General features: G+C 32.7%; 23 protein-coding genes. 11 read left to right on the top strand and 12 right to left on the bottom strand.

Going from position 1 to position 25,182, the window contains the following annotated elements:
* Window positions 1–36: 36 nt before the first annotated feature.
* On the bottom strand, window positions 37–987 hold the full coding sequence (locus OA85_RS00840) for a PhoH family protein (protein ID WP_039109256.1): 951 nt from the start codon (window positions 985–987) through the stop codon (window positions 37–39).
* Window positions 988–1,169: 182 nt separating this feature from the next.
* Here OA85_RS00840 and OA85_RS00835 point away from each other — a divergent pair, with 182 nt between their 5' ends.
* The 5 genes from OA85_RS00835 (at window position 1,170) to dnaN (ending at window position 6,061) form a co-directional block, all read left to right on the top strand.
* The gene (locus tag OA85_RS00835) at window positions 1,170–1,997 is read left to right on the top strand and encodes an S-adenosyl-l-methionine hydroxide adenosyltransferase family protein (RefSeq protein ID WP_039107444.1); all 828 of its coding nucleotides are present in this window, start codon (window positions 1,170–1,172) and stop codon (window positions 1,995–1,997) included.
* Window positions 1,998–2,063: 66 nt separating this feature from the next.
* A complete protein-coding gene (locus OA85_RS00830; RefSeq protein ID WP_039107443.1) occupies window positions 2,064–2,360 on the top strand; it encodes a putative quinol monooxygenase in 297 nt (98 codons plus the stop codon).
* Between the two features lie 68 nt (window positions 2,361–2,428).
* Complete coding sequence (gene gldF, locus OA85_RS00825; protein WP_039107442.1) at window positions 2,429–3,154, top strand: gliding motility-associated ABC transporter permease subunit GldF; 726 nt, start codon at window positions 2,429–2,431, stop codon at window positions 3,152–3,154.
* Window positions 3,154–4,839 carry a gliding motility-associated ABC transporter substrate-binding protein GldG gene (gene gldG, locus OA85_RS00820; RefSeq protein WP_039107440.1) on the top strand — a complete coding sequence of 562 codons (1,686 nt, stop codon included), beginning with the start codon at window positions 3,154–3,156 and terminating at the stop codon, window positions 4,837–4,839. Before gldF ends, gldG begins: the two co-directional genes overlap by 1 nt.
* Before the next feature lie 103 nt (window positions 4,840–4,942).
* Window positions 4,943–6,061: a DNA polymerase III subunit beta gene (gene dnaN / locus OA85_RS00815; protein WP_039107438.1), complete on the top strand. Its 1,119-nt coding sequence runs from the start codon at window positions 4,943–4,945 to the stop codon at window positions 6,059–6,061.
* A 168-nt stretch (window positions 6,062–6,229) separates the two neighbouring features.
* Here the strand turns inward: dnaN and OA85_RS00810 are convergent, their stop codons facing one another.
* From OA85_RS00810 to OA85_RS00800, 3 genes are all read right to left on the bottom strand, one after another.
* Window positions 6,230–8,002, bottom strand: coding sequence for a DNA mismatch repair protein (locus tag OA85_RS00810; RefSeq protein ID WP_039107436.1), 1,773 nt, complete (start codon window positions 8,000–8,002; stop codon window positions 6,230–6,232).
* A 98-nt stretch (window positions 8,003–8,100) separates the two neighbouring features.
* Window positions 8,101–8,934 (bottom strand): universal stress protein, encoded by an 834-nt coding sequence (locus tag OA85_RS00805; RefSeq protein ID WP_039107434.1) that lies wholly within the window; start codon window positions 8,932–8,934, stop codon window positions 8,101–8,103.
* A gap of 158 nt (window positions 8,935–9,092) precedes the next feature.
* Window positions 9,093–9,923: a universal stress protein gene (locus OA85_RS00800; RefSeq protein WP_039107431.1), complete on the bottom strand. Its 831-nt coding sequence runs from the start codon at window positions 9,921–9,923 to the stop codon at window positions 9,093–9,095.
* Between the two features lie 178 nt (window positions 9,924–10,101).
* Here OA85_RS00800 and mnmE point away from each other — a divergent pair, with 178 nt between their 5' ends.
* The 3 genes from mnmE (at window position 10,102) to OA85_RS00785 (ending at window position 14,873) form a co-directional block, all read left to right on the top strand.
* Window positions 10,102–11,490 carry a tRNA uridine-5-carboxymethylaminomethyl(34) synthesis GTPase MnmE gene (gene mnmE / locus OA85_RS00795; protein WP_039107429.1) on the top strand — a complete coding sequence of 463 codons (1,389 nt, stop codon included), beginning with the start codon at window positions 10,102–10,104 and terminating at the stop codon, window positions 11,488–11,490.
* A gap of 484 nt (window positions 11,491–11,974) precedes the next feature.
* Window positions 11,975–13,369 (top strand): glycoside hydrolase family 130 protein, encoded by a 1,395-nt coding sequence (locus OA85_RS00790; protein WP_231557053.1) that lies wholly within the window; start codon window positions 11,975–11,977, stop codon window positions 13,367–13,369.
* A gap of 361 nt (window positions 13,370–13,730) precedes the next feature.
* On the top strand, window positions 13,731–14,873 hold the full coding sequence (locus OA85_RS00785; protein WP_039107427.1) for a saccharopine dehydrogenase family protein: 1,143 nt from the start codon (window positions 13,731–13,733) through the stop codon (window positions 14,871–14,873).
* 72 nt (window positions 14,874–14,945) lie between these two features.
* Here OA85_RS00785 and OA85_RS00780 read toward each other — a convergent pair whose 3' ends face one another.
* Window positions 14,946–15,800 carry a DMT family transporter gene (locus OA85_RS00780; protein WP_039107426.1) on the bottom strand — a complete coding sequence of 285 codons (855 nt, stop codon included), beginning with the start codon at window positions 15,798–15,800 and terminating at the stop codon, window positions 14,946–14,948.
* A 208-nt stretch (window positions 15,801–16,008) separates the two neighbouring features.
* Between OA85_RS00780 and OA85_RS00775 the strand changes: the two genes are divergently transcribed.
* Window positions 16,009–16,569, top strand: a complete 561-nt coding sequence (locus tag OA85_RS00775; protein ID WP_039107424.1) for a 2'-5' RNA ligase family protein — start codon at window positions 16,009–16,011, stop codon at window positions 16,567–16,569.
* Window positions 16,570–16,572: 3 nt separating this feature from the next.
* Here the strand turns inward: OA85_RS00775 and OA85_RS00770 are convergent, their stop codons facing one another.
* The 6 genes from OA85_RS00770 to OA85_RS17285 all read right to left on the bottom strand — a co-directional run bounded on the left by OA85_RS00770 (window position 16,573) and on the right by OA85_RS17285 (window position 20,957).
* Window positions 16,573–17,166, bottom strand: a complete 594-nt coding sequence (locus OA85_RS00770; RefSeq protein ID WP_039107423.1) for a 2OG-Fe(II) oxygenase family protein — start codon at window positions 17,164–17,166, stop codon at window positions 16,573–16,575.
* 222 nt (window positions 17,167–17,388) lie between these two features.
* A complete protein-coding gene (locus OA85_RS00765) occupies window positions 17,389–18,852 on the bottom strand; it encodes an AAA family ATPase (RefSeq protein WP_039109255.1) in 1,464 nt (487 codons plus the stop codon).
* Window positions 18,853–18,932: 80 nt separating this feature from the next.
* Window positions 18,933–20,051, bottom strand: a complete 1,119-nt coding sequence (locus OA85_RS00760) for a VWA domain-containing protein (RefSeq protein ID WP_039107422.1) — start codon at window positions 20,049–20,051, stop codon at window positions 18,933–18,935.
* Between the two features lie 107 nt (window positions 20,052–20,158).
* Window positions 20,159–20,542 carry a YchJ family protein gene (locus OA85_RS00755; RefSeq protein ID WP_039107420.1) on the bottom strand — a complete coding sequence of 128 codons (384 nt, stop codon included), beginning with the start codon at window positions 20,540–20,542 and terminating at the stop codon, window positions 20,159–20,161.
* 17 nt (window positions 20,543–20,559) lie between these two features.
* Entirely contained in the window at window positions 20,560–20,802 is a 243-nt protein-coding gene (locus tag OA85_RS00750) for a hypothetical protein (protein ID WP_039107418.1), read from the bottom strand.
* 2 nt (window positions 20,803–20,804) lie between these two features.
* Window positions 20,805–20,957: a hypothetical protein gene (locus tag OA85_RS17285; protein ID WP_152556954.1), complete on the bottom strand. Its 153-nt coding sequence runs from the start codon at window positions 20,955–20,957 to the stop codon at window positions 20,805–20,807.
* 385 nt (window positions 20,958–21,342) lie between these two features.
* Here OA85_RS17285 and OA85_RS16940 point away from each other — a divergent pair, with 385 nt between their 5' ends.
* Both OA85_RS16940 and OA85_RS00735 read left to right on the top strand, forming a co-directional pair.
* The gene (locus OA85_RS16940; RefSeq protein ID WP_082014103.1) at window positions 21,343–24,180 is read left to right on the top strand and encodes a PAS domain S-box protein; all 2,838 of its coding nucleotides are present in this window, start codon (window positions 21,343–21,345) and stop codon (window positions 24,178–24,180) included.
* Window positions 24,177–24,572, top strand: a complete 396-nt coding sequence (locus OA85_RS00735) for a response regulator (protein WP_039107416.1) — start codon at window positions 24,177–24,179, stop codon at window positions 24,570–24,572. Before OA85_RS16940 ends, OA85_RS00735 begins: the two co-directional genes overlap by 4 nt.
* Here the strand turns inward: OA85_RS00735 and OA85_RS00730 are convergent.
* A complete protein-coding gene (locus OA85_RS00730) occupies window positions 24,569–25,114 on the bottom strand; it encodes a hypothetical protein (protein ID WP_039107415.1) in 546 nt (181 codons plus the stop codon). The two genes, OA85_RS00735 and OA85_RS00730, sit on opposite strands and share 4 nt — an antisense overlap.
* Between the last annotated feature and the right edge of the window lie 68 nt (window positions 25,115–25,182).

The following is a 25,182-nucleotide window of genomic DNA, read 5'->3' as shown; positions in this document are numbered from 1 at the left end:
CAAACAAAAAAGGCTTTATAAAAAGCCTTTTTTGTTTTAATCGTTGTTCTCAATCATCTTATACGCATCAATTACTTTTTTGACCAATCGATGTCTTACAATGTCTTTGTCATCAAGATAAATAATCCCAATTCCATCGACATCTTTTAAAACTAACAAAGCCTCTTTAAGACCGGAAATGGTTCTTCTTGGTAAATCGACTTGACCCGGGTCACCGGTAATCATGAATTTAGCACTTTTTCCCATACGTGTCAAAAACATTTTCATCTGCGAATGCGTTGTATTCTGTGCTTCATCCAAGATTACAAAAGCATTATCCAATGTCCTTCCACGCATGAATGCCAAAGGTGCAATTTGAATGATTCCCTTTAGAATATAATCCTCCAGTTTTTCGTTGGGTAACATATCACGCAACGCATCGTACAAAGGCTGCATATATGGATCTAGTTTTTCCTTCATATCACCAGGAAGAAAACCAAGATTCTCCCCTGCTTCTACTGCTGGACGCGTAAGTATAATACGCTTGACTTCTTTATCTTTAAGTGCTTTTATGGCCATGGCAACACCCGTATAGGTTTTTCCGGTTCCTGCAGGTCCAACAGCAAAAACCATATCATTTTTTGCCATAGTATCCACCAACAATTGTTGGTTGGCAGTCATTGCCTTAATAATTTTCCCACCTACACCATGCACTAATATTTTATCTTGCCCTTGGAATTTTCTTTCTTCCTGACCATCTCCAAGGATAACACGTTCAATTACATTATTGTCAATATTATTGTATCGTGAAAAGTGCACCATTAACCGTTGAAATCGTTTTTCAAACTCGTCTAAAACCTCTTTTTCGCCAAAAGCTTTTAAGGTTGTTCCCCGAGCAACAATCTTCAATTTTGGGTAGTATTTTTTAATTGTTTCAAGATGAGTGTCTTGAGCGCCCCAAAAGTCTTTTGGAGCGATGTCTATGAGCTCGATTATTCTTTCGTTCAAATGAGGTAGTTTTAAATTAGAATTAATTTTTTTATAAATCAATTGGCTGTCGAGTATATTTCTAGTTTTTAAATAGAATTTGTTTTTTGTTTTTCGTTTTTTGAGTTTACTATTATTAGCTTTGCACTTCTCAAATTTAATAAAATTAGGTTTACATAACACCAATAGTTATAAACAAAATTATGTCAATAATTACCCTTACTACCGATTACGGCTTGAAAGACCACTTTGTAGGTGCGTTGAAAGGGAAGATTTTATCTGAGTATTCCGAGGCATCCATTATTGATATTTCGCATGACATAGACCCATTCAACACTGTAGAAGCAAGTTACATTATTGGCGCATCCTATGCGAGTTTTCCAAAAGGTACAGTTCACCTTATTGGAGTCGATATGGAATCGAATAAAGAAAATCAACATATCGTCATGCAATGGAACGATCATTATTTTATTGCTGCCGATAATGGCATTTTGAGTATGCTTTCGCAAAAGATTGTACCGCAAAAAATGGTAGCAATAAATATTCATGACCGTTTGCATAATGAAGCTACTGATCTAGACGTATTTGTAAAAGTAGCCTGTCATATTGCCAAAGGTGGTTTAATGAATGTTATTGGTAAAGAAATAAATAGTATTAAGCAAGTAACTGACTTACAAGCTCTAATGGCTATTGATGGCAATTCTTTAAAGGGTCACGTAATTTACATTGACCATTTTGGAAACGTGGTGACTAATATTACTAAAAAATATTTTATTGAAGTTGCCAAAGGACGACCTTATGAGATTGTATTAAAAACCAAAAATATCAAAACCATTTTACCAAACTATTCAGCGATTGCGAGTTCTGATAAATATCCGATAAAATATTATGAAGGGGAAAAATTAGCCATTTTCAATGAAGCCGGTTTTCTAGAAATTGCCATTTTTAGAAGCAATCCTTCTAAAGTAGGCTCTGCAAATAGTTTACTTGGATTGAATTATAGGGATATAATAAATATAGTATTCCGTTAGCAGTGTTCAGTAATCATTTCAAAAATCTAAAATTGTCAATCCTCAATCTTAAATCATAAATCCCACATGTTTGTACGAATAGTAAAATTGAGTTTTCATGAGGAAAATATTCCTGCTTTTTTAGAAAACTTTGAGTTAATGAAAGATAAAATACGAAATGCTCCCGGAAATCGTTTCTTAGAACTGTATCAGGATAAAAACAATAAAAGCATTTTCTTTACTTACAGCTATTGGGAAACCGAAGCTGATTTAGAAAATTATAGAAATTCTGAACTTTTTTATGATGTTTGGACATTCACCAAGAAATTATTCAACGACAAACCAGAAGCTTGGAGTGTTGACAAATTAGTAAGCTTAGAGTAATCAGTGTTCAATTAGCAGATTTCAGTTTCAAATAAACAAATAACCAAATCAACGAATAAACATAAAGAATGAAATCAATAGTATTACGAGAAATAAAATCTTTTTTTGGTTCGCCCATTGGCTACTTGGTTATTGCCATTTTTCTAATTATAAACGGATTGTTTCTTTGGGTTTTCGAAGGAGATTACAATATTTTAAATACTGGTTTTGCTGATTTGACTCCGTTTTTCACATTAGCACCTTGGATTTTGATTTTCCTGATTCCAGCAGTAACTATGCGTAGTTTCTCGGATGAGAAAAAACAAGGAACATTAGAGTTATTGCTAACTAAACCTTTGAGTATTTGGCAAATTGTAAACGGGAAATTTCTTGGAGCCTTACTTTTAATTGTAATGGCAATCATTCCAACCTTTATTTATGTAAAAGTAATTTCCAGTTTAGGAATACCCGAAGGAAATATTGATATGGGAAGCACTATTGGTTCTTATTTTGGATTATTATTCTTGATTGCTGGCTATTCTTCTATTGGAATCTTTACTTCAACCCTTTCCGATAATCAAATTGTAGCCTTTATTGTAGCCGTTTTTTTATGTTTCTTTCTCTACTTCGGGTTTGAAGGATTAGCCACAGTTTCACCTGCGTTTTCGAACTTTATTTCGGCTTTAGGAATGCAAAATCATTACAAAAGCATGAGCCGAGGCGTAATAGACACTAGAGATATTATCTATTTTGTAAGCATTACAGTTGCATTTCTTTCGTTTACTGTTTATAATCTAAAATCTTTTAAATCGTAATGAATACAGCTAAAAAAAACAATCTAAAATCCGTTGCAATCACTATTGCTGTTTTATTGCTTTTGAATTTGATAGGAAATTCATTTTTTCATCGTTTTGATTTAACCAAAGATAAAAGATATACCCTTTCCCTTACTTCTTTGAATATTATCAAACAAGTAAAAAATCCTTTGTCCATAAAAGTCTATATGCAAGGTGATTTACCGCCTGAATTCAAACGACTACAGCAAGAAACCAGACAATTACTGGAAGAATTTCAAGCCTACAACAAAAATATTATTTTTGAATTTGTGGATCCATTGGAAAACAAAGACGAAAGCATGGACAACATAAAAGAGTTGTATCGAAAAGGATTGACTCCAATAAACATAACGGTTGACGATAAAGGAAAACAATCCCAAGCAATGGTTTTTCCTTGGGCAATTGCTGTTTACAACAATAAAGAAGTTAATATTCCTTTGTTGAAAAACAGAATGGGCGCTTCCACTACCCAAAAAGTGATTGGTTCCGTACAACATCTGGAATATTCGATTGCAGATGCCTTGAATAAAATTACCAAAGAAAAACAAAAGACAATAGCAGTACTAAAAGGGAACGGCGAGCTTCAGGATGTATTAATGGCTAAGTTTCTGATGCAAGTAAGAGAAAGCTATCATATTGGTCCATTTACATTAGATTCGGTTGCAAAAAATCCTATTGGAAGTTTAGAAGCTTTAGAAAAATATGACTTGGCAATTATTGCTAAACCAACAGAAACTTTTTCGGATGCGGAGAAACAGGTTTTAGACCAATACATCATCAACGGTGGAAAAACATTGTGGCTTATAGATCAAGTTGCTGTTGAAATGGACAGTTTATACAACTCAGCCGGAGCAACTTTGGCGTATCCAAGAGATTTGAATTTGAATGATATGTTCTTTAAATACGGTATTCGAATCAATCCTGATTTAGTAAAAGATGAACGTGGAAGTCCTATAAAATTGGCTACCGGAGAACAAGGAAGTGCCACTCAATTTCAAGAATTTAACTGGAAATTTGCACCTCAGGTTTATCCTAATAGCCCACATCCCATTGTGAAAAATTTAGGAGGAATCCGTTTTGATTTTGCCAATCCTATCGATACGTTGAAAAACGGAATTAAGAAAACGATTCTGTTACAATCCTCTCAATATTCGAAAAAAATAGGTACACCGACAGAAATAAATTTGAATAGCGTTACCGAAGAAACTTCGCCTACTGATTACCTGAATAAAGGAAATATTCCCCTTTCGGTTTTATTGGAGGGTTCGTTTCATTCGATGTTTGAAAATAGAGTTTTGCCATTTGACCAAAAAACATTTGAAACCAAAGGAAAAGACAATAAAATGATTGTGATTTCTGACGGAGATTTGATTAAAAATCAATTAGATAAAAATTTTCAACCTGTAGAATTAGGTTACGATCAAAAATCTGGAAATTTGTATGACAACAAAGATTTTCTCATAAATTGTGTCAATTACCTGTTGGATGACAATGGACTTATTAACATTCGAAGCAAAGATCTCGATTTACCTTTATTGGATAAAGAAAAAGTTTATGAAAACTATACCGTTACGCAATTCATAACTATCGGGCTTCCAATTCTAATTTTGTTGCTTTTTGGTGTTCTATTTACTTTCCTTCGAAAAAGAAAATACAGCAAGTAGATGTTAATAAAAAAGTTTCCAAACTAGAATTGTTTACGATATATTTGTAAAATGTATCGTATTTTGAATATAGAGAAATACGTTAAAAAATAAAACAAAACAGATGAAATTTATAGTATCGAGTTCGTACTTATTGAAACAATTACAAGTTTTAGGTAACGTTATCAACAGTAGTAATACTTTGCCTATTTTAGATAACTTTCTATTTGATTTAGACCACAATGTGCTAACGGTTTCTGCATCCGATTTAGAGACTACAATGTCAGCAACTTTAGGAATTGATTCAGAGAGCAAAGGAAGTGTTGCTGTTCCTGCAAAATTACTTTTGGAAATCCTTAAAACATTCCCTGAACAGCCATTAACTTTTACAGTTGAAGAAAACAGTACGATTGAAATCAGTTCCAATTCCGGAAAATATGCTTTAGCTTATGCTCCTGGTGCTGAATTTCCTAAATCAGTAAACTTAGACGATCCATCTGTAACACTTGTTCCTGCTGATGTTTTGGCAACAGCCATAAGCAAAACAATATTTGCTGCCGGAAATGATGATTTACGTCCGGTAATGTCTGGGGTATTCTTTCAATTTTCTCCGCAAGGATTGACATTTGTAGCAACTGATGCGCACAAATTAGTAAAATATGCCCGTACTGATGTAACGGCTTCACAAGTTGCTGATTTTATTATGCCAAAGAAACCTTTGAACATTTTAAAAAATATCCTTGGTACTTCGGATGCCGAAGTCAAAATTGAATACAACGATTCGAATGCTACTTTTTCTTTCGATAATTATGTTTTAATGTGCCGTTTAATTGATGGAAAATATCCAAATTACGAAGCGGTAATCCCAAAAGAAAATCCAAATAAATTAATGATTGACCGTTCTCAATTTTTAAGTTCTGTTCGTCGTGTAGCCATCTTTTCAAATAAAACTACACACCAGATTCGTTTGAAAATCGCTGGCGCTGAATTAAATGTTTCAGCCGAAGATATTGATTACTCAAACAAAGCTGAAGAAAGATTGACTTGTGATTATCAAGGTGATGATATGCAAATAGGGTATAATTCTCGTTTCTTAACTGAAATGTTGACTAACTTGCAATCGGATATGATTATGCTTGAAATGTCATTACCAAACAGAGCCGGAATCCTAACTCCAGTTGATGGATTAGAAGAAGGCGAAACTGTTACCATGCTTGTTATGCCGGTAATGCTGAACAGTTAACATTATATTTTGAATTTGTTATATTTAGATTTTTAAAATTCAAATATAATACTTACCATTGTATAACAAATACGCTATTAACCAAACCACTTTTATATTTAAAAAACCGCAACTTCTTTTGAAATTGCGGTTTTTTGTTTTCTAATGATTTCTAAATGCAATAATTTGTTATATAACACCCATTTTTTTCATTAGGAACGTAGCACTTCTATTTTTACAAATACCGTCCCGTAGTTTGTAATCAAAATGCAGATCATCATTGATAATCTCCACTTCAAAACATTTGTTGGTGAGAACATTTGGATATTCATTTGTAGTCAGACAAACTTCAATATCATGGGTAGCGATAGCTCCAATAGCGTTTTTGCTAATTACTTTTTTAACTACTTCAATTGTTCCGTTTCGTTTATCATCTGAATTGGTTCCTCGCAATATTTCATCTAATAAAACAAATGCGGGTCTGTTTTCTAACTCGTCCATAATTTGCTTTAAGCGTTTAATCTCTGCAAAGAAATACGATTCACTATCAGATAACGAATCGGATAATCTCATGGATACTAAAACAGGCAATGGATGAACATTAGCCTGACTGGCACAAACTGGTGAACCCATTCCTGACAAAACCATATTGATTCCTAAACTTCTCAAAAAAGTACTTTTACCTGACATATTCGAACCTGTCAAAATCATAAAGGACTCGGGATGAAAACTCACATCATTTCCCACTCTAGTTTTATCATTTAGCAATGGATGACTTAAATTGGCGAAATCTATTTCAAAATTAGTATTCAATGTAGGAAATACAAATTTCGGATTGTTATACGAAAGATTCGCCAAACTGTTCAACATTTCAAATTCACCTATAACTTCCAACCAATCTTCCAAAGCTTCAGTATGGTCTTTTTTCCATTGAATTAAGCCTTTTAAAACATGAATGTTAAATAGAAAAGTACCGTTGAATACAATTCCAGTCACAAAATTCCCAATGCTGTCCATTTTCGAAAATAAATCAGCTAATTCTTTTAAGTGAACACTTGCATTTTCTTTCTTGAATGTCAGTTTTTGTTGCAAATCAATTAATTTCTGAGATTCGAAAGATTCTGTCTCAATTTTCTGCATCAGTAAACCGTATTGATTGATGATTTTATCAATATCAGAGGAATTCGCTATTTCGATTTGAATACGTTTAAAAAATTTGCCTAAAAAGCCTAAATTAAAAACAAATATATACGTCAGATAGGTTAAAAAAATGGTGTTTAATGTAACTAAATACCCAATAAAAACTCCTAGAAAAAGAAAAGGAGTAATAAAAGAAATCAACACATTAGCTTTAGACAAAGGCGTGCTGATAAATTTACTCCATTGTAAAAGCGTTTCATAACTGGATTTCGTGTCATTACTTATTTTGGCCAAAGCCAAAAACTCCTGTCTCCAATCTAATTTTTCGGATAATTCTTTTACAGCCTTGTGGTTTCTAATAATCTCCTCATTTGGCAAAAGCGTTAAAAGTTGGTTTGCCAATGTTTTTTTTCCAATGAATGTAGCAGTTCTATTCAGATTCTGGAACAAGGAATGCTCCCCAAAAATATCCAAATCATACGCATAAGGATGATGAAAATCATTAAATTCCTGCCCATTTTCAAAAGGGATCTTTTTTCTTTCCAAATAAGATATTTCATTTTCATTAATATCCAATAATGCTTGTTTGATTTGTTTTTGAAAAACTAATTTAGAATGAAAACGCATCAAAACGATAAATAATCCAAAGAAGAACACTGCCATAGCAATAAAAACAGCTCCGTTTGTTTTAATATAATAATAAAGGGACACTAAAAAAAGTACAATAGTGAGCAGCCGAAAAAAGCTAATACTATTGTACTTTTTATTGATTGCATTTAGTGCTATTGAAAAGCCTTCTTTGTTTACTTTGTATACTTCCATAATTCATTTGATGAACTACAAATATAGTGCTTACAACAACAATTCATCCAACATAGAAGAAGGAATAATTAAATCTAATTCCTACAAATAAAATATCTTTAATCGATATGAATAGCCAAAATTGGTATATCAAAATTAGGCGCCATTTTTTTTGTAAAACTTGGTTTAAACAACCCTTCAAAAAAGCCTCTTTTATAGGTAAGCATCGTTAACACATCGATGTCTTTGTAGAGAATAAAATCCAATATGGTTTCTTTTATTTCATCACTGGTAATAACAAAAAACTCTATGGGTTCTTGCATAAACTCGGTTTCCCATTTATCTATAGTATCTTTTGAAACATCAGAACTACTGGTTTTTACGTAGAGACACTTCACTTTAGCATTCGTTTTCTTTGCAATATCCAACACTGTTTTAAGCGCTTTTTTATCTTTAGTTCTAAAACGAGTTGTAAAACCTATTGTTTGAATTTTTTTGAATTTAGCTTCCAATGGTACACATAACATAGGAACATCAATACCAATTATAGCAGAACCAGCATTGCTTCCCACAAAAAAAGCTTCCCATCCAGTAACGCCAGAAGTACCCATTACAACAAAATCAATTTTATCTTCTTTCACCGCCCTTTTAATATTAAAAAGCAAATCACCATCCATTAGCCTGTGCGACATTTTAATTTTGTCGAGATTGCGCTCTTCAGCTATGGTACGCAGTTTAGGAATTTCATCTTTGAACATTTCAAATTGAGCTAACTCCAATGAATCATAAATAACTGCATAATTTTCAGGGAAAAACTGATTATCAAATACAGGCAAATCAAATGTGTGCAATAAAATGAGTTCACCTTGAACTATTTTTGCAAATTCTAAAGCATGCACAAAAGCATTAGTGGCAACTTCAGAAAAATCTGTTGGAAATAGAATTCTTTTCATTTTATTTAGTATTAATATAGTTCATTTATCAAAGTTAATTATAAAACAAAATATTTAACATGATAATTATCAGGTATTTATATTAAAAAAACTTAAACTAAGATGTTGATTTAGAATCAGGTAAACTATTTTTATTCTAATAAATATTTCAATAGCTTTTATTCATGAATAGCCAAAATTGGCACGTCAGCATGAAAAGCTAATTTTTTTGAAAGACTGATTTGAAATAGTTTTTCAAAGAAATTTCTATGATATACAAGCATTGCAATTGTATTAATTTTATGCAATTCAATAAAATTTAAAATAATTCCCTCCACATCATTACTTACAATAGTATGGAGTGTTATATCCTGTTTTTCAACAATAGATTTCCAATCGTCAGCAAAATCATTTTTAGCTTCATGCTGGTGTTGCTGAACAAACAAACAATCAATGTGCGCCTGAAATAAATGACCCAATTCCATCACTTTCTTAAATGCTTTAAAGTCATTTGGCTTAAATTGTGTCACAAAAAGTATTCTTTTTATGGGTTGATATTGGCAATGTGACGGAATTGCAAATACAATCGCTTTAACATCATCCATGACTTTGGTGGTGACAGTACCTAAAAAGGTTTCTTTTAACCCTGTTGCCCCTTTAGTTCCCATAACTACAAAATCAATATTTTCCTCCTGCGTTAATTTTTGAATTTCGTGAATAAAATTACCTACAACTAAAACATGGCTTGTCTTGATGTGTCCCAAGCTATTTTTTTCGGCTATATTTCTTAAAACAGGAACTTCATCTCTATAATTCTCAAAATTACTTAACTCTGTAACTTCATAAACTTCATATAAATAAGCTGAAAAATCTGCGAATTTAGGTTGTAACATTTGATACACATGCAACGTAATAATTTCAGCATGTATCGTTTCAGCCAATTTTAATGCATAGATGAAGGCATTATTAGAAACATCCGAAAAGTCAGTGGGAAATAGAATTTTTTTCATGACTCATATTAATTTACTACAAATCAAATATTTACATAAAATTACGAAACAAATAATGAAATAATATGATAATTGCCAGTTTGGCTTATTTTTAACTAAAAATAAAGTTAATGGTTTAATAAGCAGGTCTTGTTGCAACGTCAATTTTACTTACTTTTGCATAAAATTGAATAAAAATATGATTCCTCACGATTCCATAGTGGCACTGGCAACTCCTTCGGGAGCTGGAGCAATAGCAGTAATCCGAATTTCCGGAGATGATGCCATTACTATTGGTAATGCTGTTTTTAAATCCATTAAAAACAAAGATTTAACCACCCAAAAAACCCATACGTTACATTTAGGTCATATTGTAGATGACAACAAAACTTTGGACGAAGTGTTGGTTTCAATTTTCAAAGGTCCAAATTCTTATACAGGCGAAAATACAATAGAAATTTCCTGTCACGGCTCTACTTATATTCAACAACAAATTATTCAGTTGTTGCTTCGAAAAGGCTGCCGTATGGCAAATGCCGGCGAATTTACATTACGAGCATTCCTAAACGGAAAACTTGATTTATCACAAGCCGAAGCTGTTGCGGATTTAATTTCATCTGATAATGAAGCCTCACACCAAATTGCGATGCAACAAATGCGTGGTGGTTTCTCCAATGAAATAGCCAAACTGCGTGAAGAACTATTGAACTTCGCCTCTTTGATCGAACTCGAACTCGACTTTGCCGAAGAAGATGTGGAATTTGCTGACAGAACCCAATTTCATGAATTATTAAATAGAATCGAGTTTGTGCTAAAGCGATTAATCGATTCGTTTGCTGTTGGGAATGTAATTAAAAACGGAATTCCTGTGGCGATTGTGGGAGAACCCAATGTAGGAAAATCTACGCTTTTGAATGCTTTATTGAATGAAGAACGCGCCATTGTTTCGGAGATTGCGGGAACTACGCGTGATACTATTGAAGATGAATTAGTGATTGGCGGAATTGGTTTTCGATTCATCGATACAGCTGGAATTCGGGAAACCGAAGATGTGGTGGAAAGCATTGGAATTAAAAAAACTTTTGAAAAAATAGAACAGGCTCAAGTGGTTGTTTTTCTTTTTGACAGCTCTGAGTTTAAAATTTCAGGACTAAAATTAAAAGTAGAATTAGAAAAAATAAAAAATCAGTTTCCGCTGAAACCCTTAGTTATTATTGGAAATAAAGCCGATAAATTGACCGAAACTGAAATCCAAAATATCAAATCGGAGATTCCAGAAATCTTACTTATTTCAGCCAAAGAAAAACTAGGTGTTGAGGATTTAAAAAATCAACTGCTCTCGTTTGTGAATACTGGCGCGTTACGAAATAACGAAACAATCGTAACAAATACAAGACATTACGATTCCTTACTAAAAGCTTTAGACGAGATACAAAAAGTAAAATTTGGACTTGAAACTAACTTGTCCAGCGACTTGATGGCGTTGGATATTAAAGAAGCGTTGTATCAATTTGGGATGATTACCGGTCAGGTTACTAATGACGAATTGTTGGGGAATATTTTCGCTAATTTCTGCATCGGGAAGTAAAATACAAAATCACAACAAAGAAAATAACCCATACAAATATCTAATCAAAACAAAATCGAAATCAATATTTAAAATTCGATTCCTGTCAATCAACACTCTTAAAAAAGCTTTAACACTGTAAACCAAACATTAACACTTATTTCATTATTATTTTTGTAATTTTGAATTAATCACTTAATTGAAGTTAGAGCTTTCAAAATTCCCAATTTCTTAAGTGAATCAACTTGTTTAGCAAAACTCTTTGAACAAGTTTAGAAATAGAACAACTCGGAACTGAAATGGATACGTTTCAAAAAGATACCTTGTGGCATTCTAAAACTAGAACCGAGCTATGAAGTAAAAATACTTAAACGACTTTTTATCACTACATAAAAAGGCGCACTTATTTTATTATAAATTATAAAATAAAACTATGCGAGTTCCAGTAATCCGAAAAAATATAATATTCACACCTGATTCAAGGAGAGTTGTAGCTCGATATTTTATGAATGGCGATCAGCGAACCCAACAGATGGTGAGCCGCATAATGCTGTTGGATGAAAAACAAGTCATAGACACCCTAGAACATACACTTCGGGAGTTTGCCAGAAGGCATCGAAATATTTCACGCGTATTCTTCACGCATTGCGAAAAAATTAGAGGCATAATTGAAGGGATGCAAATCAATTATGAAGGTCTGTCAGAGGAACGAAAAATGCTCATTGGTTCTTACTGTACAATGGAGTATGCTATAGAATCCGCTGCTTTTTTCAACCCTTCTATTGTGGAAGATTTTGATCAATCGGATCTCGAAGAGGGAGAGAAACGGGTCATCATTTCTTTCCGTGCCACTGGTGAGGGTCATATCTCGTCAATTGTTTTTAGAAGGGGAATCTTAGATAAAAATAACGATCTCCATATCATGAAAATTGGCAATAACATTGATAAAGCAGAGATTGTTCACAAATCGTTATACAACAAAGAACGCTTTCTGATGAAATTAGCAGAAATGCATACTTCGGATAAATACTCAACCCGCATTATGCAAGACCTACCCGATGAATTTGAATATGCCGCATTAAAAAATGTGGTAAATAAAGCATTAAGCGATCCTATGATTCGCCAGGAGAGGAGAACTGCACTCGAGGAAGTGATGTGGTTGGCGGATTCATTTTATGATTTACAATTCAAACACGATTCCGATATCACCGAACGTGTTATTTTTCCGATATCAGATTCTGAAAGTCGTGGTATAGAAGATGCTCGTTTTGTGCGCTTTGTGGATGATGATCAATCAGATAGAGTAATGGCTACTTATACCGCTTATAATGGTCATGTCATTCTCCCAAAACTTATTTCTACTGAAGACTTTTATACGTTCCGCGTAATGCCCTTATATGGAGCCGGTGCTCAAAATAAAAATCTGGCATTATTCCCTAGAAAAATCAAGGGCAAGTATGCAATGTTATCCAGAATTGATGGTGTGAACAATTACCTTATGTATTCTGATAGAGCTACGCAATGGAATAATCCTGTAATCCTCCAGGAGCCGCGATATACATGGGAGTTTACACAAATTGGAAATTGTGGCTCCCCACTTTGGACCAAAGAAGGCTGGTTGGTAATTACCCATGGTGTAGGTGCCATGAGACGATATTGCATAGGCGCTTCGCTGTTTGATCTTGATGATCCTTCCAAAGAAATAGGAAGACTTAAAGAGCCCTTGCTTTCACCACGGGAAGATGAACGGGAAGGATATGTACCAAATGTAGTCTATTCATGTGGTTCGATTATTCACAACAACAGCCTTATATTGCCTTATGCCGTATCAGACTATTCATCTACCTACGGAGTGGTAAATTTGGTAGAATTAATCGAGGCTTTGAAGAAAAGTAAATGATGATTTTCCCTTCATCAGTAGCTTTTCATTTTCCATGACTACTTCATTCTCCATCAATATCAAAAAGTTCTATTAGAAGAATTTAAACTATTTTGCAAACTAAACTATATTATTATACAATCCTTTTTGTATTATTATGCTGTCCGAGCAGGCTATTCACTACAAGTCCGCAGGAAGTTGCCCATAAAACATAACCCTGAAACGAGCTTCCTTTGGTCGCTGTTTCGGGGTCTGTTTTATAAAAGGCCTCTTCCTTTACGTGCTTTTCGTTGCTATCCTTGACAGGGAATTCGTTTCCACAACCAACAAATTACTATATTATCTCAAATACTAAATCAAGAAAAAATAGTACCTTTAATACATGAAAAAGCATCACAATATTATTATCGCTGGAGCCGGTGGAATTGCCGAAGCTGTTGGTTTGTTATTGATGGAATGGAGTGAAGTACCCCCTACTCTTTTTATTGGCGACAGAACCCATTCAAAAGCAAAAAAAGTAGCACATTGGATTCAAGAAGGAACAACAAAAACGGGTTTCGTTAAAGACTTCCACCTTGCTGAAAATGGCTTAACGGATGAAATGAAAGCAATTTTGCATCAAGGAGATATAATCCTCGACTGTTTACCCGGTAGCCAAGCACCTAGAATAGCCCAATTTGCCAAAGATTTTAATCTACATTACGCCAACCTCACAGAATATGTTTCAGAAACCGAAGAAATAATGGCTTTGGCAAAAGATGCCAAAACTGGTTTTATACTTCAAACTGGTCTCGCACCCGGCTACATCGACTTGCTGGCCAATGGACTTTTTCAACAATTTTGCCTTGACTTTGAAATAGATAAAGTAGATAAATTAGAAATGAAAGTTGGCGCCCTGACCAATCATGCTGTTGCTCCGCATTATTATGGTTTTACTTGGAGTCCGGTGGGAGTAGCTACAGAATATTTGAAAGAAACCATAGTCTTAAGGGATTTTAAAAAAACTACGCTGCCGTCATTGTCGGAAAGAGCAACTATCATTATTGATGGCATTGCTTATGAAGAGGATCTCACCTCAGGCGGTGCAGCGGATTTACCTGAAGCATTGCTAGGAAAGGTACGTTCACTTGACTACAAAACATTGCGATATCCAGGGCATTATTCTTGGGTTCAAGAGCAACTTACTAATTTAGGAAATACACCTGACGCAATTAAAAGCCTTCAAGAAAAAATGGAAGCTATAATTCCTCATATTGAAGATGATAAAATTGTTTTATATGCAGCAGTAGAAGGCAAAGATGCAGCTGGAATGTTACGGAGAAAAGAAATTGCAAAATGCATACTTCCACAAATAGTTGGTAAACATCAATTGAGAGCCATCCAAACCACTACGGCAGCACCATTAGTCCAAGCAGCCCAATTATTACTCGAAACCCCTCATAACGGAGTTGTCTTGCAAAGCCAAATTAGTCCTAAACAGTTTTTAAATGGAAATTATATCATACGTGTTTACGGTAAAGTGTAAACACAGTATTGCCACATATAATGATACATTTTCATTACACTTAGTTAATGAAGATGTATCGTTTGTGCATCTTTAAATTGTCTGTGAGATTACAATTAAAACTACCGCTACCAAAGCTAAAAAAAGACCTGCAAAATTCATTTTGGTCAATTTTTCCTTAAAAATTATAATCCCAACAAGGCTTCCAATGATGATTACCCCCATATTCATACCTGCAAAAACAGTTGACGGATTTTGAACGAATGCTTGATGTGCTTTTAGATAGAAAAGAATATTGCCAAAGTTGAAAATACCTACCAAACCACCAAAAAGAATATTTTTGATATTTAATGACACTTTATTGATTGCTACTTCATAAATAACTGCCCCAATCATGATTAGCAGCGCGATCCCAAATACAACAAATAATGAAGTTGTATACGGTAAACTTGTATACAAGGCAATTTGTTTAAAAAGAATATCTATAACTCCAAAACCAAGTAAAACTACTGCAGGATATATCCATTTATTTTCGGTGTTTTGAGAAGGCTTAGCGAGAATGAGTAATAATGCTGGAAAACCAACTACAAGCGCAGCAACTTTTAACATATTAAAATCTTCTTTGAAAAGTAGCCAAGCTGCCAAAATAGGGATAAACAAAGAAAGTCGTTGAGCAGCATCCGTTTTTACTATACCCATGTGTTTTATGGATGCAGCTAAAAAAAGAAATATAGATGGCAACAAAACACCAATAGCTATATAAATACCCCAAGGTGCCGAAGTTCCTACATCATTAAATTCTGGACTAAAGAACAAATAACAAAGAATAAGCGCAAACACATAATTTGAAGCTATAATTTGAGTATTACTTACATTATACTTGCGTGAAAATTTAAATAGTACACCAACAGTTACACTACATATGATGCTTAAAATAAGAAATAACATAGACAATATTTTGACTGTAAAATTACTATTTTATCTTTTCTGTAGCACTCTTTTATTAAATTAAAGAAAAGCTATTTAAGGAAATAATCATATAGTTAAACTAAAAAAAATCTGGGTTAAAGGAATGCAATCTCCAGATTTATATCATGTAAAGAAGCTTACAATAGCTATTTCTTTACTTTTGTATAAAGCGTAAATCATTAAAATTATGGAAAAAGATTATTCTGTTGCGATATATCCTTCCGAGGCAATTATTTCATTGGTTAAATCCATGAAAGAACAATTGTCCAAAGAAGTGGGCTGGTTTCACAGTAAAAATTCTATTGGCCATATTACCATTTGTGAATTCAAAGCAACTGATAAACAAATTGAAATTATTAAAAATCAAATGGATAGATTGTGTGATACTTTACATCCGGTTGAAGTATGTTTAAATGAATTCAGTTCCTATCCAAATGGAGCCTTTTTTATTTCGCCAAATAAAGATTCTAAAAGTAGTTTGAAACCCATAATGAAACAAATTCAGGAATCATTTCATATTCAAAATATGAAAAAAAGCAATGATCCCCATCTATCCATTGCGCGAAGATTAACTCCGGAAAATCTCGAAAGAGCTAAAACTTTATTTAGCTCAATAGACATCGCTTTTTTGTGTGAAAGTATTGTTTTGCGAAAATTTGATGACACTACAAAACAGTTTGTTGTAACCGATACCTTTAAATTTAACAATAATCCAAAACCAGAGCCAATACAGGGAACACTTTTTTAGGAATTAATCACTCTTCAACCACCCCGTAATACTCATTCTGGTATTTTGAGTAACCAAAACTTCATGAACCAATTCATCACTCTTGAAGAAAACAGTTTTACCCTGAGTAGGCGAAATTTTCTGATTGTTATCCAATTGATGAATAAGCAATTCGCCACCGTCACTTTCTTGCCAATTGCTGTTCAAATAACTAATCATGGAGTATTTTCGGCTGGGATTATTCTTGAACTGATCCAGATGTTTCAAGTAAAAATCACCTGATTCATATAACGAATAATGAAATTCATAACCCGTAATTCCCGCGTAACAACTTTGGTTCAGATAAAGAATAAATGCTTCAATTTGAGCAAAGAATTCATTTTCGAATGCATTGTTGTGTTTTTTGTCAAGCCAATAAATAGAATCGCTTCGTATCGCGCCATCGTAAGAAAGTTTCTCAGAATTCCCGATTCCTGCAGCCATCAATAGACTGTCCTGATTCAAAGTAAGCAAATTTTGTTTTAAATTATTAGCCAAGTCGGTACTCAAAAAATGTTCGGATATCCCAACTTTATTTTCAATATAAGAGGCAATTAAATCCTCAAAGCTATTTTTCATGTCTATTTTATTGACTGCAAATACTGCCAACGGGACAAGGTAGACTAAATAAAACTGTTAGCGTCTCATTATGAAATAAATAAAAAATTATATTGAAAACTCATTCCATCATAAATAAAAAAGACAAAACACAATATCAATTTTAACCATAAAAGTCATTTAAGAAATTACAAACTTATAATTCCTTAAATGACTTTTATGGTTTAATAAATACTACGTTATTTATAATTTACTGATAAAACTTCCGTAAATATCCTTGAACTGATACCCCTCGGAAAAGCGGTCTTTACTCAGTTTTTTGTATTCAACCAATCCCCAAAGAATAAATTCCTTCATGAAAAATTTATCTTCTTTTTCCAGTTGTGGTTGGTATTTCTTGATTAAGACTTCAAGCGGAACAATACTTCCCAAGATTCTTTCATATTCTTCATCGGAACAATCGTCCAATAATTCAAAACCACTTTCGGCAAAAAACCATTCAATGATATCGGTATAAGGCGTTTTCTCGTCTAGCTTTTCTAGTTTTTCAATTTTTGGAAAATAAGCAGGGAAAAAAGTATGAATTGCATCACCTAATAAATGCTGCGCCACAACGGCCGCTCCCTCCTGCTCTCCTTCATAAACTAATTCCACTTTTCCGGTAATGGCAGGAATGATTCCCATAAAATCGGACAGACGTAAAGTTGTTTTATCTTCTCCAGACTTCAATGCTCTTCTTTCTGCTGTACTCAATAAATTTTCTAAAGCAGTAATACTTAATCTGGCACTTACACCACTTTTATTGTCAATATATTCGCTTTCTCTTGCTTCAAAACTTATTTGTTCCAATAAATCCCTCGCTAACGAAGGCACGTAAACCATATCGCTTTGTGCTGTGTCCAGTTTTGCTTCCTGTTCTGTAATAGTTCGAGCAATTTTAATGGTTTCCGGATAATGTGTCAAGATTTGAGAACCAATTCTGTCTTTTAACGGGGTTACAATACTTCCACGATTCGTATAATCCTCCGGATTTGCTGTGAAAACAAATTGCATGTCGAGTGGCATTCGCAACTTAAAACCACGAATCTGGATATCCCCTTCTTGTAGAATATTAAATAACGCTACCTGAATTCGGGCCTGTAAATCAGGTAATTCGTTGATAACGAAAATACAACGATTCGCTCTTGGAATCATCCCAAAATGTATCACACGATCATCCGCATAGGACAGTTTTAAATTGGCTGCTTTTATTGGATCTACATCTCCAATCAAATCCGCAACGGTAACATCTGGTGTGGCCAGTTTTTCGAAGAAACGGTCGCTTCTATGCAACCACGAAATTGGAGTTTCATCCCCTTTGATTTCAATTATATCTTTGGCAAAACGTGAAATAGGTTGCAAAGGATCGTCATTAATTTCTGAACCAGTCACAAACGGAATGTATTCATCGAGTAATTCGATCATTTTGCGCGCCAGTCTCGTTTTGGCTTGACCACGAAGACCCAACAAATTGATATTGTGACGCGATAAAATAGCGCGTTCTAATTCCGGAATTACGGTATTTTCAAATCCATGAACCCCCTCAAATGTTGGATTTCCTGACTTTATTTTGTCTCTAAGGTTGGAACGCAATTCATCTTTTATGCTTTTGCTTATGTAACCTGATTTTTTTAATTCTCCGAGTGTTTTTATATTTTCTATTTTCATATTACTATTATAATTGCTATTGAAATTATTATTTATTCTGGTCTCCATTAAAACTGGCAGCTGAGACTACAAACTGATTACTATTTTATTCTCTTCTTACGATTGGTTTCATAATCTTCAAAAATCATTTCTCCAAGTCCTTTTAATCCGGTATAAAATGCTTTTCCTTGATTGGCTTCGGTAAACCGATTTACAAATTGCTGCAAATAGGGATCATTGGCAATCATAAAAGTGGTTATTGGAATGTGCAATTTCCGAGCCTGTTGCGCCTGATTGTAGCATTTATCGACAATATATTCGTCGAGTCCATTGCTGTTCATATAATAAGAACCGTCTTTTTCGCGAACACAACTTGGCTTTCCATCCGTTATCATGAAAATTTGTTTATTGGTATTCCTTTTTCGACGCAGAATATCCATGGCGAGTTGTAAACCAGCCACCGTATTGGTATGGAATGGTCCAACTTTCAAATACGGCAAATCTCGGATGGCAATGGTCCAGGCATCATTTCCAAAAACCAGAATATCTAAAGTATCTTTTGGGTAACGTGTTGTAATCAATTCAGCAAGAGCCATCGCAACTTTTTTTGCAGGCGTAATTCGGTCTTCACCATACAATATCATACTGTGACTGATATCAATCATCAAAACCGTACTCATTTGTGATTTATACTGCGTTTCTTCAACAACCAAATCATTTTCGGTCAACATAAAATCTGCTACTCCATTATTGATTTGGGCATTACGCAAGCTTTCGGTCAACGAAATTCTTTCTAATCCATCTCCAAAATGAAATTCCCGAAATTCACCGGTATGCTCATCTCCGTTTCCGGAATGCTTGGTTTTATGATTGCCACTTCCAGAACGTTTTAGATTACCAAAAATATTGTCTAATGCCTGCTGGCGAATGGCGCGTTCCGTTTTGGCAGTAATTCCAATTCCTGAAGTGCCATCGTCTTTGAGTTCATCGCGGATGTAGCCTTTTTTCTTTAAATCTTCGATAAAGTCATCAATGGTATACTGTTCATCGGTGAGTTTATATTCTTTGTCTAATTCTCGCAACCAGTCTATTGCTTCATCAAAATCTCCCGAAGTGTGTACGATTAACTCTTTGAAAATACCAAAGAGCTTATCAAACGGGGACTGAAATGGGGCTTCGTATTGCTTGAAATAAAATCCTTTTTTATTGTCATTTTTCATAGACTTTAAAATTACATCTTTTTAAAATGTAGTCTAGACAAACGTTTATTAATTTTTAGTTAAAAACATAATAACAAGAATAAGTAAGCCTTTTATTAAAAAGAAAGCTAATTGAAAAATTCACCATCAACATAAAACCAACTCCCATTTTCAAGTTTGAAAGTAGATAGTTCGTGATGAATTTGTTTTTGAAGTTTACTATCCAGAAAATAGGCTTTGAATTCTACGGTATTCTCGGTAGCATTTATAATTTCAAGTTTTTGCCATTGGTTGGAAATTGCCCAATTTAAAATTTCAGCTTTAGAATGGTATTTCCGTTCAGAAATATGTGTAGTTGCCAATAAATAATCAACTTCATGTATTGCATAAGCTGAATATCTGGAACGCATTAAAGATTGAGCAGTTGAGGGTTTCTGAATTCCTTTTATAATTGGTTCACAACAATCCTGAAAGTTTTTTTGGGAGCCGCAATAACATTTTTTTACAATCATTATTTTATAGAAATCTTTTAAAGCATTCCTGTTACTTGTCCATCAAGCGCAATTATTTTTTGATGCAATTGATTCAATAATACTTGATACTTACTAATTTCAATTAGGTCTTCATCTTCTTCCGCAAAGTCAAGTAATTCGTCTAATTCTTCGCTAACTTCAACTAATTTATTGTTAGCCTCTTTGGCATTTTTATTGGCAATCAAATCAATTATTTCTTGAACACCATTTTTCAAATCTGTAAATTTATTGTTTTCCATTTTTAATTATTTTCTGAAGACTTATCTTCATTGAACTTCTTTACAATTTGTTTTAATTTTTCCTTGCGTAACATTTCAGCTTGTTTTACTTTATCTTGTGCTTTGTGCAATTTATCGTTGTGTTTTTTTATGTTCCTTTCGTTATTTCTACTCATTGTCTTTTCCTTTTAATTATCAAATCAATTATTTGATTTAAAACCAGGTGCAAAGTTCGGGTTATTTATTGAAATTCAAATTGTTTTTAATTTGATAATTTCTGTTTTTTAATAGGAATCATTTTTTTAAAATAGTATTTTCAATTCTTCGAGTATTCCATTATAAATTGAAATTTAATACAATTGCACATACTATTTTTTACAATTAATAGTTTTTATCTCAAATATGATATTCCAATAAGTACGATTTATCATAAAAAAGCACTATAACGTATTAAAAATTAAGAATATGACTATAATTAAGAAAACATTATGCTCTTATTCTATTTTTTTATACATTTATTTTCTAAATAACTCAACTTCGTCAATCTTCCAAATAGCATAAATGGATCATAATAAACACCCTAAATTCATCAGTTGGTTCTTAAATAGACCTAAGACAACAGGGTTACTTACATTTCTATTTCTAAGCTATATTGCTTGTTTTATAGTCTCACAACAGTATAAACTTATAAAAGAAGATGAGCAACGAGAAATGAATACGATCCTTCATGTTGTTAATCAAAATATAGAACAATCGCTTAAAAACTGTTATACAACTACCTTAACATTAGCACTAACAATTAATGACAAAGGAGTTCCTGAAAATTTTGATTATGTAGGATCGAAATTGATGGAATCAAACAATAGTATTAGCGCTGTTCAATTAGTTCCTAAAGGGGTGATAAAATATATTTATCCTATGAAAGGGAATGAAGCAGCTATGAATTTAAATATTTTACAAGCTCCTTATCTTAAAGAAGCTTTAAAATCTATTGAAAATCAAAAAATGTATTTTGCTGGTCCGCTAAAATTAAAACAAGGTGGGATGGGAATTGTAGGTAGATTTCCCGTTTTTAGAAATAATAAATTTTGGGGATTTTCTGCTGTTATTATTAAATTAGATACTTTTTTAAAATCTTCTGGAATTAATAATGTTGACGATTCAAAATATTATTTTCAATTTTCAAAGAAAAATTCTGCTAACCAAAAAGAAGTTTTTTATTTACCCAATCAAAGTGATTTTTCTAAAAAATATAATATCTCTACCTATATTCCCGATGGTGACTGGAAATTATACCTGATATCTAAGCATCAAAATTATCTTTATTATCAAATTTTAATTCCAGCAATTATAGGATTTATTTTGGCAGCACTTTTTGGTTTTTTGATTTACACTCTTTTAAAAATACCTGAAGAACTTCAATCTTTAGTAAGTAACCAAGCTACAAAACTTTTGAATTCTGAGATAAAGTTTGAAGCTATTTTTGATCAGGCAGCTGTGGGAATCGCCTATATAGATTCCTATTCTGGCAATTTTATTGAGATTAACAAACAATATTGCAACTTATTAGGATATTCACATCAGGAAATGAAAGGAAAAAATTTTCAATCTATTACATACCCGGATGATTTAGAAGAAGATTTGATGAATTTAGAAAAACTAAGAAAGGGACAAATTAGATCCTATTCTTTAGAAAAACGATATTTAACAAAAGTCGGTACTATAATATGGATTAATCTTACCGTGTCTCCGCTTTGGAAAATAAATGAAAAAGTAACCTCACATATTGCAATTGTTGAAGATATTTCATTAAAAAAAGAAGCTGAAGAACTAATTAAAAAAACAGAAACTCGATTTAAAAGTTTATTTGATGATTCACCTCTTCCTTTAAGAGAAGAAGATTTTTCGGAAATTAAAAAATACCTTCAGGAGTTAAATCTAATCAATGAAAAAACAGAAATAGTTTTTGAGTATTTTAATAACAACCCAGATGTAGTTAATAAATGTTATTCATTGGTTAAATTAATAGATGTTAACAACGCCTGTCTTAAGCTTCATAAGGTAAAAACTAAAGAAGAACTAATTCAAAAAAAATCAAACCTAATTGATTTAGAATCAAAAGATGATTTTATAAAACATCTAATAGCAGTCACTCAAGGTGAAAAACAATTTATTATAGATTCAAAAATTAAAAATGCAGAAGGAGAATATCGTGATATAAATTTAAGATGGAATGTAATTCGAGGATATAAAAAAACATTAGAACGAATTATTGTTTCTACAGAAGATACTACAGAACGCAGAGCTACCGAAAAAATTATACTTGATACAAAACAAAGAGTTGAGTCTCTTATTAATACAATTGACGGAATTGTATGGGAATGTGATATTGAAACCTTTTCTTTTTCTTTTATTAGTAAAAAAGTAGAACACATATTAGGATATACTCCCGAGGAATGGCTATCAAACCATACTTTTTGGGCAGACCATATTTATGCTGAAGACAAAGAATGGGTTCAAAATTATTGTTTGTCGCAAACTAAAGCCAATTTAAATCATGATTTTGAATATCGAATGATTGCAAAAAACGGTGCTGTTGTATGGTTAAGAGATATTGTAAACGTTATTTTTGAAGATGGTAAAGCAGTAAGTTTAAGGGGTATCATGATAGATATTACCAAAACTAAAGAAGCCGAAAAAGATTTAAATAATTCCTTCAATTTAGTTACGGAACAAAACAAAAGACTTCTTAATTTTTCTTACATTGTTTCCCATAATTTAAGGTCACATACCAGTAATATTGCATCTATAATGAGTTTAATTGAATCTTCTGAATCAGAGGATGAAAAAAACCAAATGATACAATTATTAAAATCAGTTTCAAGTTCTCTAAGTGAAACTATGCTTCACCTGAATGAAGTAATAAATATAAGAACAAATATTGGTTTAGTTTCTGAATCCCTAAATTTAAAAGAATACATTTATACCGTTCAAAAAGTACTTTCAGAGCAAATCACATCAAATGAAGTTTCCATTTCAACTATAATGCCAGAGGATATTATGGTAAATTATAATCCTGCATATCTGGAAAGCGTACTTTATAATATCATCTCTAATTCCATTCGCTATAAACACCCTGGAAGAAAACCTCAAATAATAATAAAATGGTTTATGGAAAATAAAATGAATGTGCTTCAAATATCAGATAATGGTGTTGGAATTGATCTTGTAAGGAATGCAGATAAGATTTTTGGGATGTATAAAACATTTAGCAACAATGCAGATTCAAAAGGAATTGGTTTATTTATTACAAAAAATCAAATTGATGCAATGGGAGGAAATATAACCGTTGAAAGCGAACCTAATATAGGCACAACATTTAAAATTTATATTCAATGACAAAAAAAGTAATATGGGTAGTAGACGATGATGCTATTTACCAAATTATAGTTAATAAAATCATTCAAAGATCAGAGATGTTTTCAACTGCTTTTTCATTTAAAAACGGAAAAGAAGCTATCGACACTTTGCATAATACATTAAAAAGCAAAGGAATATATCCAGATATTATTCTATTGGACATTAATATGCCTATTATGGATGGATGGGAATTCATGGAAGAAATGGAATTGATAAAATCCCAAATAAACAAAAAAATAAATATTTATATTGTAAGCTCTTCTATAGCTGTTGAAGATAAAAACAAAACTAAAACGTATCCGGATATTTTGGGTTATTTATCAAAACCCATAACAACTGATGACTTAATATTAGTGGCAACAAATGATTAAGCTATTTCTCTTTTAATTTCTTCTAAAGATTTATTAGTAAAAATCAGTTCATTTATAATTTGTTGACGCAAAAAATCCAAGTCATCGTACTCAAAATATTTAGCCCATGAAGTCAAGGTAAGTAAATTTCGAATTTGCTTGATTCTTTTAGTAGTTTCAAAACTAGTCCGAAGAATTGCCTTATTATCATAATTCGGATTGTTTTTATGTTGATAGTTAACCGTTCTTTTCACATAATTTGCTTCTAAATAATACAATTCCTCAACTGCATTATCTGGATAAAAATTAGTCCAAAAAGCAAAACCTAATTTAATTTTAGACTCGGTTTCAGGTTCCAAAGGTTCTAATCGCCATTTACTATTAGCTAATCTTCCCCAATGATTAGACAAGCGATACATTCCTAATATAGTATAATAATAACTACTTCCAGACTTGCTTTGGTATTGAACAGACAATCCTTTTAACGAATCTAAAGACTCCTCATGAAATACACAAAAGGTATTTTTGAATGAATTAGGATTAGGGCGAAATATTTTTTGCATGAAACAAAGGTAATCAGAAAGTCTAAAATAGAACAAGACAAACAATAATTGATTAACTTTGCCAACTA

Source organism: Flavobacterium sp. AED (genome assembly GCF_000812945.1).
GTDB lineage: Bacteria > Bacteroidota > Bacteroidia > Flavobacteriales > Flavobacteriaceae > Flavobacterium.
The sequence above is the reverse complement of the archived record's forward strand: the minus strand, read 5'-3'. Positions and strand labels throughout refer to the sequence as shown.